The following is a 15,576-nucleotide window of genomic DNA, read 5'->3' on the forward strand; positions in this document are numbered from 1 at the left end:
AGCGAGCGAGCGTTCGACACAGCCATGTGCATGGTCGTGCTGGAGCCGAGCGCTAGCGAGGCGCAGGCATGAGCATGCGCGTCGGCATCGGCAGCGATGTCCATCCCGTCGAAGCGGGCAGGCCGTGCTGGATGGCGGGTCTGCTCTTCGACGGCGACGATGGTTGCGCCGGACATTCCGATGGCGATGTCGCCGCGCACGCACTGTGTGATGCGCTGCTTTCCGCGGCCGGACTCGGCGATGTCGGCGCGGTCTTCGGCACCGGTCGGCCGGAATGGGCAGGCGTTTCGGGCGCGGCCATGCTCAAAGAAGTGCGAAGGCTCCTTGACGCGGCAGACTTCGAAATCGTCAATGCGGCGGTCCAGGTGATCGGCAATCGGCCGAAGATCGGACCGCGTCGCGCCGAGGCCCAAGAGGTACTCGGCGAGCTGCTCGGCGCCCCGGTCTCGGTGTCGGGCACCACAACCGACGGCCTCGGATTGACCGGCCGCGGCGAGGGCATTGCGGCAGTGGCTACCGCCCTGCTACAAGAGTGTCGCTGATCCAGCTTCCGCCGACCTGAGCCGCTCCGTGAACGGCCTTATCTACCAGCTAGGATCGACTTCCGTGACTCTGCGCCTTTTTGACACCGACACGCGGACCATGCGCGATTTCGCGCCACTGGTCCCCGGCCGTGCCTCGGTGTACCTCTGTGGCGCCACCGTGCAGGGGGAACCCCATATCGGCCATGTGCGCAGCGGAGTCGCATTCGACGTACTACGGCGCTGGCTACTCGCCCACGACTATGACGTGTGGTTCATCCGCAATGTCACCGATATCGAGGACAAGATCCTGACCAAGGCCGCCGAAGCGGGTCGGCCCTGGTGGGAATGGGCGTCCACGTACGAGCGCGCCTTCGACAACGCCTACCAAACCCTCGGCGTACTGCCGCCTTCGGTGGAGCCACGCGCGACCGGCCACATCACCCAGATGATCGATCTGATGCAGCGGTTGATCGAGCGCGGGCACGCCTATGCCTCGGAGGGCAACGTCTACTTCGACGTGGTCAGCTATCCGGAATACGGCAGCCTGTCCGGGCACAAACTCGATGACGTGCACCAGGGCGAGAGCGCCGGTGCGGGCAAGCGCGATCCGCGCGACTTCACGCTGTGGAAGGCCGCCAAACCCGGCGAGCCGACGTGGCCGTCGCCGTGGGGTCCCGGTCGGCCCGGCTGGCATCTGGAATGCTCCGCGATGGCCGAGTTCTACCTCGGTTCCGAATTCGATATCCATTGTGGCGGAATGGATCTGGTCTTCCCGCATCACGAGAACGAGATCGCCCAGTCCAAGGCGGCCGGTGCCGGTTTCGCGCAGTACTGGCTGCACAACGGCTGGGTGACCATGGGCGGCGAGAAGATGTCCAAGTCGCTCGGCAATGTGTTATCGGTGCCGAATGTGCTGAAAAAGGTTCGGGCCGTTGAACTTCGGTTCTACCTGGGTAGCGCGCACTACCGTTCGATGCTGGAGTACTCCGATAAGGCGCTCTACGATGCCGCGGCCTCGTATCAGCGCATCGAGGCCTTCGTGCATCGGGTGGCCGAGCGGGCCGGTGAGATCGCGGTCGGCAAGTGGACCGATGCGTTCGCTGAGGCGCTCGACGACGATCTGGCGATTCCACGGGCCTTGGCCGAGGTGCACCGCGTTGTGCACGAGGGCAATAAGGCGCTGGAGTCGGGCGCGATCGATGAGGCGGTCGAACTGGCCGGGCAGGTGCGGGCCATGCTGAATATCCTCGGCGTCTGCCCGTTCGACCCGCAGTGGTACAGCCCACAGGACAATTCCGTCGCACTGGATGCCCTGGACGTGTTGGTGCGTGCCGAACTCGACCGGCGCCAGCAGGCGCGCGCCGCGAAGGACTGGGCCAGCGCCGATGCGGCGCGGGACCGGTTGCAGGCGGCCGGAATCGAAGTGACCGATACCCCACAGGGTCCGGAATGGTCGCTGGGCGCGGCACAGCATTCGCCGGGCGCGGTACAGCGTGGAAAGGCGAACTGATGGCAGGTAATTCGCAGCGTCGAGGCGCGATCCGCAAGGGCGGCAGCAAGAAGGGTGCGGTCGTCGGCTCCGGTGGGCAGCGGCGGCGCGGTCTGGAACCGCGCGGTGCGACCCCGCCCGCCGAGGCGCGCACCAAACATCCCGCCGCCAAGCGCGCGGCGGCCAAGGCGAAGGCAGCGGCGCAAGGCAAGTCGGGTCCGCGCGGTGGCGCTCGTCCGGCCGGACGTAAGAGCGACGACAGTCCGGAGATGGTGCTCGGCCGCAATCCGGTCGTCGAATGTCTGCGTGCCGGTGTGCCCGCGACCGCGCTGTACGTTGCCGTGGGCACCGAGAACGACGACCGGCTCACCGAAAGTGTGAAGATTGCCGCAGATGCGGGCATCTCGATTCTCGAGGTGCCGCGCTCCGAGTTGGACCGGTTGAGCGCCAACGGACTGCATCAGGGTGTTGCGCTGCAGGTGCCGCCGTATCGGTATGCCCACCCGGATGATCTGGTTGCGCGGGTCCAGGATTCGGCCGAACCCGCCCTGCTGGTCGCGCTGGACAATATCTCCGATCCGCGCAATCTCGGTGCGGTGATCCGTTCGGTGGCCGCCTTCGGTGGCCAGGGTGTGCTGATTCCGCAGCGCCGCAGCGCGAGCGTGACCGCGGTGGCCTGGCGCACCAGTGCCGGTGCCGCGGCCCGGCTTCCGGTCGCGCGAGCGACGAATCTCACTCGCACACTGAAGGATTGGGCGTCCAAGGGATTCCAGATCGTCGGTCTGGACGCAGGCGGTGATACCACCATCGATGATTTCGACGGTCGCATCCCGACCGTGGTCGTGGTCGGTTCGGAGGGTAAGGGCCTGTCCCGGCTGGTTCGCGAGACCTGTGATTCGATTCTCGGCATTCCGATGGCGGGGCCGGTGGAATCGTTGAACGCGTCCGTCGCGGCGGGCGTCGTACTCTCCGAGATCGCGCGCCAGCGCCGAGTCTGAATACCGAAGCTGGTTCATCGGCAGACCTGTTCGAACCGCAACGGGCGGCCCGCGAATCAGCGATCGAGCAAATCGGCCGCCGGGGTTGAACCGCAAATCGACTCCGGCCCCGTAGAATTCGACTCGTGGTCATCCCGAATCAGGCTCCCCAGGAGACGGTCGAGCATCCGCATGCGACGGCGGTGCTTGCGCTCGGTGCGGCGAGTCTGTTCTGCTGCGGTGCGCTCGGACCGGTTGCCTGGGCGCTCGGCAGACGCGCGCTCGACCAGATCGAGGAATCCCACGGTGGTTACGGCGGACGCACCCAGGTGCTGGTCGGCTACATCCTCGGCGTTATCGGCACGATCCTCATGGTCTGCATGGCGATCGTATTCCTGCTCATCCTGATCGGCGGCCGCGCGTAGCCATGCGGGTCAATCCAGGCTTGGCCGTTGCTTATCGTCCTTGCTGTCCCAGGCGGGCCATTCCTCGCTGATGCTGCCGGTCCAATTGGGCTGGCGGCGATCCCGGAAGGCCGCCATTGCCTCACCGCCGTCGATGCTCTTGCTGACGTGCTGGTTCAGATCGGTCTCCAGTTGACCGACCATGGCCGGGCTCATGCCGAGGCTCTCCCATAGCAGCCGCTTCGACAGTGCTACCGGCAGCGGCGCCGCCCCGTTCGCGATGTCATGGGCGATGGCCAGTGCCGTCGGCAGCACCTCGCCTCCGGGCAGGCAGCCATTGGCCAGGCCCATGGCCTTGGCCTCGTCGCCGTCGAAGGTGCGACCGGTCAGCATGATGTCGGCGGCATTGGCCATGCCGACCAGCCGCGGCAGCGTCCAGTGCGCGTAGCCGTCGGCGAGTACACCGCGACGCACCTGATTGAGTCCGTAGACCGCGTCGCGTGCCATGTACCGCAGATCGCATTGCAGGGCCAGTGCGAGTCCGATGCCGACCGCATGCCCGTTCACCGCCGCGATTACCGGTTTGCGCACCCGCCACGGCGCCGGTTCGATGGTCGCACTGACCTCGCCGACCCGATTGGACAGATCCGCACCCGCGCAGAACGCGGGTGCCGTGCCGGTAATGATGACCGCGCGAATCGCATCCTCGACATCGCAACGCTGGAGTGCCGCACTCAATTCGGCGGCCATGGCCGGGGTGACGGCATTCTGCTGTGCGGGTCTATTGAGGGTGAGGACGGCGATGCCCGCGGAGACATCGACGAGCAGTTCCGAACTCATGCCACTGGATGGTAGTCGACCCGCGCGGCTGCGTGCCCGTCCCGACGAAGGCCGTTCAAGCACTGATCACCCCCATGGAGCGAGTCTTACGAGCGAGCAGTTCGCGGCCCGTCTCGCGTCCGCGCCGAAGCGCGGCCATTCAACAGAGTCGAGTCGACGAAGCGCATGCGCCGCAGGCGCGAGTCTCGACGGCACCCGCTAGCGGACTGCTTGCAGGTCGCTCGAAAGGGTCGGACGCGAGACGGGCCGTGAACACGCCGCGCCGAAGGCGCGGCAATTCAACGCAGCACATGGCGGCCGATGGCGTACTTGTGTACCTCGGTTGGGCCGTCGTAGAGGCGGAAGGCGCGCATGTCGCGGAAGATCATTTCGACGACCGTCTCATCGCTGATGCCGATGCCGCCGAGCACCTGCACGCAGCGGTCGGCGACCTTGAACAGTTCCTCGGAGACGTATGCCTTCGCGATCGAACTCTCGTGCCTGGCCTTCTCGCCCTGGTCCATCAGCCAGCAGGCATGCCAGATGGTGAGGCGGCACTGGTGCAGGGCGATCTCGTTATCGGCCAGCATGAACGAAACGCCCTCGTGGTCGCCGATCGGTTTGCCGAAGGCGGTGCGGGTCCTGGCGTATTCGACCGCGATGGACTGTGCGCGTTCGGCGGCTCCGAGCCAGCGCATGCAGTGGGTGAGCCGGGCCGGGGCCAGTCGCAACTGGGCGTAGCGCAGTGCCTGACCGGTTTCGCCGAGCAGCGCCGCCTTGGGCAGCACCAGATTCTCGAAGCGCACCACGCCATGACCGCCGACATAGTTGCGGTCCATGGTGTTCATGGTGCGTTCGATGACGATACCGGGGTGGTCGCCTTCGGTCAGGAACAGTGTCGGGCCGTCGGGCACATGCGGATTCGGTGCGACCCGCGCCATGATGATCCAGGTCTTCGCGCCGTCCGCGCCGGTGATGAGCCATTTGCGGCCGTTGATGGTGAAGTTCTCGCCGTCGAAGACGGCCTCGGTGGCCAGCTGATTCGGATCCGAACCCGCGCCGTCCGGTTCGGTCATGGCGAAGACGGTGCGGCGGTGTCCGGCGACCGCGGGGGCGAGGTGACGTTCGATCTGTTCCGGGTTGGCGATCTTGGAGAGCAGGAACATATTGCCCTCATCTGGTGCGGCGCAGTTCATGGCGACGGGGCCGAGGGTGGACCAGCCCGCCGCCTCGTAGATCACGGCCTGCTCGATATGGGTGAGGCCGCGCCCGCCGAGGTCCTCCGGGGCCTGCACTGTCAGCAGTTTTTCCGCGCGGGCCAGCTCGACGAGTTCCTGGCGCAGTTCGTCGGTCGGGCCGTGCGAGGTGAGTCGAGGGTCGCGTTCGAAGGGGACGATCTTGTCGATGACGAACTGGCGGACCCGGTCGCGTTCGGCGACGAGTTCGGCGGGAATCGTGAAGTCGATCATTGGTCACCATTCGTTCGATGGGGCGCGTGGATCGAGCATACGAAACCGGGGGTGTCCGACTGAAGGCGACTGCCATCAAACGTTGTGCACGGCCGGTTAGAGCCTTGCTGACCTGCTGATATCTGATGTCAGCGCGGGCTGATCAGGTGTCAGCGCGCTGTCGGCGCGGCGGGAGATCGTTCGGTCATTCGAGGAGCCCACTCGACGAACAACCCGATGAGGAGAAACCGCCAAGATGACCGTCGCCGCCGTCGCCCAACTGCTGATCGCTCTCGCCTTCGTCAGCATTCCGCTGGTGTGCCACGCTACGGTGCCGCCGCCCAGACCGCCGCCGATGCCGAATTGGCCCGTCAGGGTGTGCGCCCCAGGGTCCTCGCCGAGAACGGCATGCGGTTCGACGCCGGTGGCCACGAGACCTGGGCCCCGGTCGGGATCGCGCTGGTGATGACCGCGATCGCCTTCGCCCGCAAGGGTGACCCGGAACTGGCCCGTATCGACGTCCAGAGCTTCCTCGACGTAGCCGAAGCCGCCTTCCCCGCTGGGGGACCCCGTACCTGCAGAACCTGCGCCACATCATCGTCTTCGGCGGTTCGATCGTGGTCCTGATCGCTCTGTGCAACCGTCTGATCGACCGCCCACCTGCCAGGTGCTCGCCAGTTCGGCACCCGATCCGCGTGCGGCGATCCGCGCTGCCCGCGTGCGCTGTGCCCGGTAGTCCGTGCGCACTGGGCGCGCCACGCACGGCCTTGCCGGCTATTCCGTACGCGGCGAGCAATAAGTGCGCGGCACCGGCTCGGGTTGGAGAGGAGGAGTCAGCGGGTGCGGGCGGCTTGACGGCGTCGGGGCCCGATGACTCGGCAGACCAGATAGATCAGGAAGGAGATGGTGGTGACAAAGGTGGAGACCGGGACGCCCGGCGCGAGTGACAACAGGATGCCGCCCACTGCCGCCGTTTCCGCGAACAGCACCGCCAGCACCGTGGCGCGCACCGGATTCGCGGTCAACTGCGCCGCAGCGGCCGCGGGCGTGATCAGCAGCGCGAGCACCAGCAGCGCGCCCACGATCTGCACACCGAAGGCCGCGGTAATGCCGAGCATGACCGCGAACACCACCGAAAGCGCCCGCACCGGAACCCCGCGTGCGAGTGCGACCTCAGGATCCGAACTCGCGAACAACAGCGGCCGGTACACCACCGCAAGTACGGCGAGGACCAGAACTGTGCAGGTCAGCAGGAGTGCGAGCCCGTTGTATCCGACGCTGACCACCTGGCCGGTCAACAGCGAGAACTTCGACCCGGCGCGTTCGGGACCGAGCCACAGGAACAGCACCGAGAGTCCGAGTCCGAACGACAGCACCACCGCGATCACCGAATCGCGTTCTCTGGCTTTGGTTCCGAGCAAACCGAACAGCACCGCCGCCACCACCGAGCCGACGATCGCGCCCAGCCCGACTCCGATTCCGGCGAGCAATGCGGCGGCCGCCCCGGTCAGCGACAGCTCGCTGGTGCCGTGCACCGCGAATGACATCTGCCTGCTGATGATCAGTGGCCCGATCGCACCGGCCAGCAGTCCGAGCAGTGCGGCCGCGAACACCGCCTGCTGGACGAAGGAGTAGGAGAGCAGGTCGGCGGTGGTGGTGAAGTCGAACATCTTCGTGACGACATCGGAGAGCCTGTCGATCACGAACGAACCCCGCTCGTTTCGGACAGCTCATCGGAAAGTGTTGCGCCGTCGCAGTGTTGGGCCCCGGCCGCGCCGAGCGCATCCATGGTGTCGCCGGTGCCGACGACGACCAGCCGCCCGCGCACCCGCAGCACGTCGACCTCGGTCTGGTACAGCTCCGAGAGCACCGCCGAGGTCATCACCTCATCGGGCGTGCCGATCCGGAACTTGCCGTCGACCAGATACAGCACCCGATCCACCAGCGGCAGAATGGGATTGATCTCGTGTGTCACGAAAAGCACTGCGGTGTCATGGGTTCGCCTGCGTCGATCGATAAGTTCCGAAACCAACCGCTGATTCGCCAGATCGAGGCTCAATAGCGGTTCATCGCAGAGCAGCACCTTGGGATCGCCGACCAGCGCCTGCGCGACCCGCAGCCGCTGCTGTTCGCCGCCGGACATGGATTCCAGTGGCGCATAAGCGAATTTCTCCGCGCCCACATCGGCGATGGCCGCGCGAACCTTGCGCCTGCGCTCGGCTCGACGACGCAGTCCGAGGCCCCAGCGGTGTCCGTCGACGCCGAGGCCGACCAGATCGACCCCGCGCAGCTGCACACCGGCGTCAATCGTCTTCTGTTGTGGCACATAGCCGATATCCGGGTTGCCAGCGCGCGCGGGTCCGCCCGCGATAGCGGCGGTGCCGGAGCTGAGCGCGAGCTGACCGAGCAGCACCTTCAGCAGCGAGGTCTTGCCTGACCCGTTCGGCCCCAGAACCGCGACGAATTCACCGGCCGCGATCTCTAGATCCAGCCCTTGCCAAAGCCTGCGTTCGCCGAATGACAGGCTGGCGGAATCGAGTTTTACGGCAGCTGAGCGGGTATCGGACTGCCGCTCCACGCTGTCGGTGTCTTCGGTGGTCAACGCGGCTCCCATTGGACCCGTCACCCGACCGCCACCCGTCACGGAATCGCTGCTCGATGCTGGCCCACCCGTCATCAGGCCACCACCCCTCACGGAATCGCTACGCGATGCTGGCCCACCCGTCACCCGGCCACCACCCCTCACGGAATCGCTACGCGATGCTGTCATATTGATCAGGCCAGCGCCGCGGCCAGGGCCTGGGCGTTCTTGGTCTGCCACTGAATGTAATCGACACCGTCGGGCAGTGTTTCGGTCACCTCGACAATGGGCAACCCATTCGACTGCGCGAGCGCCCGCAAATCCTTGGTGATCTTGTCCTGGGTCTGGATGTTGTAGACCAGGGCGCGGACCTTCTTACCGGTCAACAGATCCTGGGTGGCGGCGACGGCGGCCGGAGCCGGATCGGTCTCCTGCTCGATCGCCTCCTGGAATTCGTGCGGGGTCAGATCTTGGGTTCCGGCGGCGACCAGCAGGTAGTGCGCCAACGGTTCGGTCTGCAGCACCGGGGTCTTGGGGTGCTCGCCCGCGATCTTGGTGGCGATGGCGGTGATCGCGGTCAGTTGGCTCTTGAATGCGGCGGCGCGGTCGGTGTAGGCGCCGGCGTGGGCGGAGTCGATTTCGCCGAGGGTGCTCGCGATCCGGTCGGCGACCGCGCTCACCGTGCCGATGTCGTAGAAGACGTGCTCGTTCTCGTCACTCTTATTGGTGCGGGATTCGAATGCGTCGACGGTGTGCTTGTCCTTGCCCTGGATCGCCTTCTCTATGAACTCGTCGTAGCCGCCGCCGTTGAAGACGACCAGATCGGCATCGCTGATCTTCGCTGATTCCACGGCCGAGGTCTCGTGCGAATGCGGATCGGCGGCGGGATCGGTGACCAGCGCCGTCACCGAGGCATCCGGGCCCGCGATCGTTGCCGCGATATTGCCCCAGACATTGGTGGATGCGACGACGCTCGGCTTATCCGAAGCCTTCGAACTACCGCACGCGGTGAGCGCCAGTGCGGTGGCGACCCCCACGGCGATACCGGCGAATCTGAGGGCAATCCGTGTGCTCACGCGGGGTACTCCTGGCAATGCGGCAGATCTGAGCGTGCTCTAGATCATAATGGAAATCGTTACCATTTGAACTGTAGCAGCAGGCCCTGCTAAAGCACGAGTCGATGTTTGCCGCATCACGCTGCGCCGGATATGGGTCGGGCCCGCGAACCGATCGGTTCGCGGGCCCGAGGTGGTCGGCTCAGACGAATGCTTCTACCGGCTTACCCAGCAACTGTGCACAGCGCAGCAGGCCCAGATGGCTGTAGGCCTGTGGATGATTGCCGAGTGAGCGTTCGGCGACCGGGTCGTACTCCTCACTGAGCAGACCCGTCGGTCCGGCGACATCGATCAGCTGCGCGAACAGCGCCTCGGCATCCGAGCGCTTACCGATCAGCAGATACGCCTCGACCAGCCAGGCCGCACACAGGTGGAAGCCCCCCTCGCCGCCGGGCAGGCCGTCGTCGTGGTGGTATCGGTACACCGTCGAACCGCTGCGCAGCTCTGCCTCGGTGGCGACGACCGTGGCCGCGAAACGTGGATCCGACGGTTCGATCAGTCCGCTCAGGCCGATGTGCAGGGTGGCCGCGTCCAGATCGGTGCCGTCATAGGCGGCGGTGTAGGACTGGACGTCATCGTTCCAGCCCTTGGTCTTCACCTCGTCGGCGATGGTCTCGCGCAATGTGATCCAGAGCGGATCGATCTGACGCTGGAACCGCTGCGCGAGGGTGATCGCCCGGTCCACGGTCAGCCAGCCCATCACCTTGGAGTACACGTGGTGGCGAGGGTTGCCGCGGATCTCCCAGATGCCGTGGTCGGGTTCCTGCCAGCGCCGCTGCACCGCGGAAACCATGGCGTGCACCAGTTCCCAGTCGGCGTCCGGCAGTGCCTTGGCCGGATCGGTCAGCCCCTTCGCCTCGCGGCCGTGCGCCAGCGATGCGATGAGATCGACGATCGGACCGAAAACATCCAGCTGCACTTGCATATTCGCGGCATTGCCGACGCGGACCGGACGCGAACCCGCATAGCCGGGCAGCTGATCGATCGATGCCTCGGGCGGCAGGGTTTCGCCGTAGAGCGTGTACAGCGGGTGCAGGCGCTCCGGCCCGGGCAGCGTCTCCAGTACCCGATGCACCCAGCCGAGGAATTCCTCGGCCTCGGTCAGCGAGCCGAGTGACACCAATGCCTGTGCGGTGAGCGAGGCATCGCGCAGCCAGCAGTAGCGGTAGTCCCAGTTGCGTACGCCGCCAATATCTTCCGGCAGCGAGGTGGTGGCGGCGGCCAGGATGGAACCCGACGGTGCGTGTACCAGCCCGCGCAGCGTGAGTGCCGAACGCTTCATCAGATCCGGCTTCAGCGGCGGCAGTTGCAATTTGGCCGCCCACTTGGACCAGTAGTCCTCGGCATCCCTGCGCCGCTCCGGCTCGCTGACCATTGCCGGCGCGAGATCCTGAGTGCCGCAGCGCATTTCCAGCACGATCGGGCCACGGGACGGATCGACGACCGCGCGCGCGGAGCTGTGCATACCGTCGGACTGGATCTGCCAGTGCACCCCGGGCGAGCGCAGCACCATCGGATCATTGGTGCCGACCACGCGCAGTCCGTTCGATTCGATTTCGATGCTGACCGGAACCTGGCCGAATTCCGGTCGGGGCGCGAAGGTTACGACCGCCTTGGCATCGCCGGTGATCACTCGGGTCAGGTCGGTGCGGGTGGGTGCCACATCGTGCGGCAGGTAGTCGACCACTTGCAGTTTGGCCCAGCGGGTTTCGACGGTCATGGTGCCGTCGACGTAGCGCTGCGACAGCGGCAGCCCAGGACGTTCCGGTTCGATGGTGAAGTGTCCGGCCTGCGGTCCGCCGAGTAGATGGGCGAAGACCGCGGCCGAATCCGGCTCCGGATGGCAGAACCAGGTGACCGTCGCGTCGGGTGTGAGCAGCGCCACCGAGCGTGGACTGGCCAGCATGCTCAGCCGCTCGATGCGCGGCGCGCTCGCACCGGCCAACCAGGTGCGTCGCTCCTCGAGCAGGTAGGCCAGCGCCCAGGACACCGCCTCTGTGCTGTCGACCCGGTATTTGGCCAGGCTCTCGCCGTCGCCGACCTTGATGCCGACATCAGGACCGGACAGCATGCGGAAAGCCTTCTCATCGGTGACATCGTCGCCGAAGAACACCGCGGCCGACGCGCCTTCCTGATGTCGGACGGTATCGAGCGCGACGCCCTTATCTGTCTGGATCACCGCGAGCTCGATAACCGATTTACCCTCGGTCACCTGCACGCCGACCCAGCAGGCCGCACCCTGGCGCACCGCCTTCAGTGCGCGTAGCCCAATTTCCGGACTCGCATTGCGAACATGCAGCGCGACGCTGGCCGGTTTGATCTCGACGCTGGCGCCGGGATTTTCCGCGGCGATCTGCGTCAGACTGGTCTGTACTTCGACCAGCAGTTGTTTGGCATCATTGTCGATGGCGTGCACGAAACCCACATCGAATTCCGAACCATGACTGCCGATTAGTTGCACCTCGACCGGAAGTCGCGACAATGCCGCGAGATCTCGCAGTGCCCGGCCGGAGATCACGGCGGCGGTCGTTCCGGTGAGACCGGCAAGCGCTCGTAGCGCGCTTACCGATTCTCGATGTGGAAAGGCCTTCGACGGGTCGGACACGATGGGTGCGATCGTCCCGTCGTAGTCCGATGCGACCAAAAGCCGTGGCACGCGCGCGACCGTCGACAGTGCACGGCGAAGTTCCAGTGGCAGATCCTGTGCGCTCACGCATCCAACCTAGTGATCGGAGGAGTTTTTTCCGGGGCACGCGTGACAATACTTTGTTGAATTTGCCGCACCGAAGCGCGCCGCGTGGCGTGCGCATGATTGCGCACGCGTCTAGCCGCCCCTTACTGGATCTGCCCAGCTGACGCGTTTTTACACAACTACCAGCGTGTGCAGGCTCACGTCAGCGGATCCGATTGATGCTGCGTGACAGGCCCGGTCGATTTGCCGGGCATGAGCTGATCGGTGCTAGCAGCTGACCTTTTCGAGTGAACCGCAAGCGATCGCTAGCGGTTGGCGCCGTTGTCGCCGAGCAGCAGATCCACGGTGAGTTCCAGCCGCTCGGTCACATCGGTTGCCGAGGCGCGTCTGGTCAGCCAGGCAACCAGATTCGACAACCAGACATCGCTTATCACCCGCGCGATCGCCAACTGACGTTCGGTGGGCTCGCCGTCGTTCATGGCCCTGGCGAATACCCGGTCCATCACCTTGCCGACCCGGTCGACCTCGGCGGCCGCCGAGGCGTCGGCGAACATGAACGCGCGCGTCATCGCCTCGGTGAGCAATGGGTCGCGCTGCATCATCCGGGTGATCTGAGTCAGCAGCAGATGCATGCGCTCGTTCGGCGTCTGGCCGGCAAGTGGTTTGCGTTTGCCCTCGATCTGCTCGAATTCCCGCGACAGCGCGGAGACGAGCAGATGCACCTTGGACGGGAAATACCGGTAGAGCGTGCCGACTGCGACATCGGCGCGTTCGGCAACCGCGCGCATCTGCACGGCGTCATAGCCGCCCTTGGAGGCCAGCGCGAGCGTCGCGTCCAGAATTCGCTTACGCCGTTCCCGCTGCGCGGCCGAGCTGAGCTCGTCCTCGCTCAGCGTCGTGACCGTCGCGGTAGCCGATGCTCGCCCCGCCGCATTCGAATCGGCTGGCTGCGATCGGGAGGGACTGGCCATTGATGAGAGTCCTTTCCTGCATTCCGGCAACGGGCATCGGTCGTCTCTTGACTTCCGCCCAGCTAGGATATTAGAACATGTTCTAGGTGTGGGAGTCACGCCGGAAAGGCGGTACGGACTGTGACCATCGCCACCACTGACGAGCATAAAGCCGTTCAGGAGTCGATGCGCGGATGGGCCGGATCGGTACGTCCGATTGCAACAATGCGGGACGAACCGACGGACTTCTGGCGCACCTATTGGCCGGGATTGGCGGACTTCGGAATTTTCCGGGTCGCCATTGCCGAAGCGGCCGGTGGCCACGGTGGATCGGTCGCCGACCTCGCGGTTTTGGTCGAGCAGGCGGCGCACGATCTGGTCGGTGGGCCGGTGCTGTCCACCGCATTGGCGAACCTGGTCACCGCCGGCGCGCTCGCCGAGGATATGCCGTGCGGGGTCGCGCTCGACTTCGTTGTCGGGGATGTCGCGAGTGAGCGTAGCGAACGAACCATCAGCACAGCGTCCGCATCCGAGGAGTTGTTGCTCACGGGTGTCTGGGAATCGGTACTCGGCGCGGCGCCGGGCACCTCGGTGTTGTTGCCGATGCAGACGCCGGATGGGTTGCGCTGGTGCGTGATCGGGCCCGAGGCCGAAGGCCTGCGCGTCGAGGTGCTCGCGCCTGCTGACCCGAGTACGCCACTGGCGCGTGTGCACTGCGCCGAAGTGCGGGTGCCTGCGGACCGGGTGTTCGAGTCGCCGCATGCGGTGGAAGATCTTCTCGCGGTTCTGGTCTCGGCCGAACTCGCCGGCGTGGCGGGCTGGTGCCTGGAGACCGCCGTCGAATACGCCAAGGTGCGTGAACAATTCGGCCGCAAGATCGGCTCGTTCCAAGCGCTCAAACACATTTGCGCGTGGATGCTCTGTCGGGCAGAGCTGATCCGTTCCGTCGCGGGCGATGCCGCGGCCGCGGTCGACGAGGGCGGTGCGGAACTACCCATCGCGGCCGCCATCGCCGCCGCGATATCGCTGGACGCCGCGGTCGAGACCGCCAAGGACTGCATTCAGGTGCTCGGTGGTATCGGTTTCACCTGGGAGCACGACGCGCACTTCTACCTGCGCCGGGCCACCGCACTGCGGCAGCTGCTCGGAGGATCGGCGCGGTGGCGGGCCAGGGTTACCGAGCTGACCCGGGCCGGTCAGCGCCGGACCACCGGTGCGGACCGGGTGTTCGCCTCTGCGGCGCGAGCGGCGGCCCCGGAGGAGGCAGCGGAGCGTAACCACGGAGGGGCCCGGGAGCGACGCGAATTGAACACAGCGGCGCGAGCGGCGGCCCCGGAGGAGGCAGCGGAGCGTAACCACGGAGGGGCCCGGGAGCGACGCGAATTGAACACAGCGGCGCGAGCGGCGGCCCCGGAGGAGGCAGCGGAGCGTAACCACGGAGGGGCCCGGGAGCGACGCGAATTGAACACAGCTGGTGTCGAGGTCGACGACAGCAATGCGAACGAGCTGGCCGCCGAGGTGGCCGCGATCGCCGCGCTGCCGGTCGATCAACAGCGCAATGCACTGGTCGACGCCGGGCTCGCCATGCCGCATTGGCCCGCACCGTACGGGCGTGGCGCGAATCCTATGACGGGCCTGGTGATTTCGGAGGAACTGCGGCGGGCGGGCGTGGAGTCGCCGGATCTGACGATCGGCGGCTGGGCCATTCCGACCTTGCTGCAGCACGGCACCCAGGAGCAGATCGACCGCTTCGCGTGGCCGACGCTGCGCGGCGAGGTGGTCTGGTGTCAGCTGTTCAGTGAGCCGGAGGCCGGTTCGGATCTGGCGGCGCTGCGCACCACCGCCAAGAAGGTCGATGGCGGCTGGGTGCTGCGCGGACAGAAGGTTTGGACGTCGCTGGGCGATCGGGCGAACTGGGCGATCTGCCTGGCCCGCACCGATCCGGATGCGCCGAAGCATCGCGGGATCAGTTACTTCCTTGTCGATATGCACAGCGCCGGACTCGAGGTGCGTCCGCTGGTGCAGATCACCGGGGAGGCGCGCTTCAGCGAGGTGTTCCTCGACGATGTGTTCGTGCCCGACGACTGCCTGGTCGGCGCGCTGAACAATGGCTGGAAGATCGCCCGCTCGACTCTGTCGACCGAACGAGTCGCCATGGGCGGCAATGGGATCGGGCCGGTGCTGGAGGAGCTCATCGCCAAACTGCCGGCCACCGGGCCGGGTGCGGAGCTATTGAACGATCGGCTCGGCGGCTTCGTCGCCGATGCGATCGCTGGATTATTGCTGGAACAGCGTGCCGCGGTTCGGATGCTGGCGGGCGGTGACCCGGGGGCGCAGAGCAGTGTGCGCAAGCTCGTCGGGGTCCGCCACCGCCAGGCGGTGGCCGAATTCGCGGTGGAGACGGCAGGTCCCACCGGTGCGCAGGACTCGGAGGTGGTAAAAGAGTTCCTGCTCACGCGCTGTTTGTCGATCGCCGGTGGAACCGAGCAGATTCTGTTGACCGTGGCCGGTGAGCGAATCCTCGGACTGCCTCGCGATACGGACAGCTAGTCGACGAACACCAACTGGGAGTAAAGC

13 protein-coding genes are annotated in these 15,576 nt (G+C 66.1%); 6 read left to right on the forward strand and 7 right to left on the reverse strand.

Features of this window, described 5'->3' with window-relative positions; genetic code table 11:
* Positions 1-74 precede the first annotated feature (74 nt).
* The 4 genes from ispF to ACIBJI_RS32060 all read left to right on the forward strand — a co-directional run bounded on the left by ispF (position 75) and on the right by ACIBJI_RS32060 (position 3,415).
* Positions 75-542, forward strand: a complete 468-nt coding sequence (gene ispF, locus ACIBJI_RS32045; RefSeq protein WP_364357613.1) for a 2-C-methyl-D-erythritol 2,4-cyclodiphosphate synthase — start codon at positions 75-77, stop codon at positions 540-542.
* 64 nt (positions 543-606) lie between these two features.
* Complete coding sequence (gene cysS, locus ACIBJI_RS32050) at positions 607-2,034, forward strand: cysteine--tRNA ligase (protein ID WP_397087061.1); 1,428 nt, start codon at positions 607-609, stop codon at positions 2,032-2,034.
* Positions 2,034-3,011 carry a 23S rRNA (guanosine(2251)-2'-O)-methyltransferase RlmB gene (gene rlmB, locus ACIBJI_RS32055; protein ID WP_364357582.1) on the forward strand — a complete coding sequence of 326 codons (978 nt, stop codon included), beginning with the start codon at positions 2,034-2,036 and terminating at the stop codon, positions 3,009-3,011. Before cysS ends, rlmB begins: the two co-directional genes overlap by 1 nt.
* A gap of 125 nt (positions 3,012-3,136) precedes the next feature.
* Positions 3,137-3,415, forward strand: a complete 279-nt coding sequence (locus tag ACIBJI_RS32060) for a DUF4190 domain-containing protein (RefSeq protein ID WP_364357579.1) — start codon at positions 3,137-3,139, stop codon at positions 3,413-3,415.
* A 9-nt stretch (positions 3,416-3,424) separates the two neighbouring features.
* Here the strand turns inward: ACIBJI_RS32060 and ACIBJI_RS32065 are convergent, their stop codons facing one another.
* The gene (locus ACIBJI_RS32065; protein ID WP_364357576.1) at positions 3,425-4,234 is read right to left on the reverse strand and encodes an enoyl-CoA hydratase-related protein; all 810 of its coding nucleotides are present in this window, start codon (positions 4,232-4,234) and stop codon (positions 3,425-3,427) included.
* 278 nt (positions 4,235-4,512) lie between these two features.
* Entirely contained in the window at positions 4,513-5,682 is a 1,170-nt protein-coding gene (locus ACIBJI_RS32070; RefSeq protein WP_396957700.1) for an acyl-CoA dehydrogenase family protein, read from the reverse strand.
* A 297-nt stretch (positions 5,683-5,979) separates the two neighbouring features.
* Here ACIBJI_RS32070 and ACIBJI_RS32075 point away from each other — a divergent pair, with 297 nt between their 5' ends.
* Positions 5,980-6,288, forward strand: coding sequence for a hypothetical protein (locus ACIBJI_RS32075; protein ID WP_396957698.1), 309 nt, complete (start codon positions 5,980-5,982; stop codon positions 6,286-6,288).
* Positions 6,289-6,494: 206 nt separating this feature from the next.
* Here the strand turns inward: ACIBJI_RS32075 and ACIBJI_RS32080 are convergent, their stop codons facing one another.
* The 5 genes from ACIBJI_RS32080 to kstR all read right to left on the reverse strand — a co-directional run bounded on the left by ACIBJI_RS32080 (position 6,495) and on the right by kstR (position 13,020).
* Positions 6,495-7,331 carry a metal ABC transporter permease gene (locus ACIBJI_RS32080; protein WP_396958001.1) on the reverse strand — a complete coding sequence of 279 codons (837 nt, stop codon included), beginning with the start codon at positions 7,329-7,331 and terminating at the stop codon, positions 6,495-6,497.
* 29 nt (positions 7,332-7,360) lie between these two features.
* Positions 7,361-8,275, reverse strand: coding sequence for a metal ABC transporter ATP-binding protein (locus tag ACIBJI_RS32085; RefSeq protein ID WP_364357610.1), 915 nt, complete (start codon positions 8,273-8,275; stop codon positions 7,361-7,363).
* A 161-nt stretch (positions 8,276-8,436) separates the two neighbouring features.
* Entirely contained in the window at positions 8,437-9,318 is an 882-nt protein-coding gene (locus ACIBJI_RS32090) for a metal ABC transporter solute-binding protein, Zn/Mn family (protein WP_364357564.1), read from the reverse strand.
* Between the two features lie 181 nt (positions 9,319-9,499).
* Positions 9,500-12,070 carry a trehalose-phosphatase gene (gene otsB / locus ACIBJI_RS32095; RefSeq protein ID WP_364357561.1) on the reverse strand — a complete coding sequence of 857 codons (2,571 nt, stop codon included), beginning with the start codon at positions 12,068-12,070 and terminating at the stop codon, positions 9,500-9,502.
* Between the two features lie 284 nt (positions 12,071-12,354).
* Positions 12,355-13,020 (reverse strand): cholesterol catabolism transcriptional regulator KstR, encoded by a 666-nt coding sequence (gene kstR, locus ACIBJI_RS32100; protein WP_364357558.1) that lies wholly within the window; start codon positions 13,018-13,020, stop codon positions 12,355-12,357.
* 120 nt (positions 13,021-13,140) lie between these two features.
* Here kstR and ACIBJI_RS32105 point away from each other — a divergent pair, with 120 nt between their 5' ends.
* Positions 13,141-15,549 carry an acyl-CoA dehydrogenase family protein gene (locus tag ACIBJI_RS32105; protein ID WP_397087063.1) on the forward strand — a complete coding sequence of 803 codons (2,409 nt, stop codon included), beginning with the start codon at positions 13,141-13,143 and terminating at the stop codon, positions 15,547-15,549.
* Positions 15,550-15,576: the final 27 nt, after the last annotated feature.

Source organism: Nocardia sp. NPDC050408, assembly GCF_044458905.1.
GTDB lineage: Bacteria > Actinomycetota > Actinomycetes > Mycobacteriales > Mycobacteriaceae > Nocardia.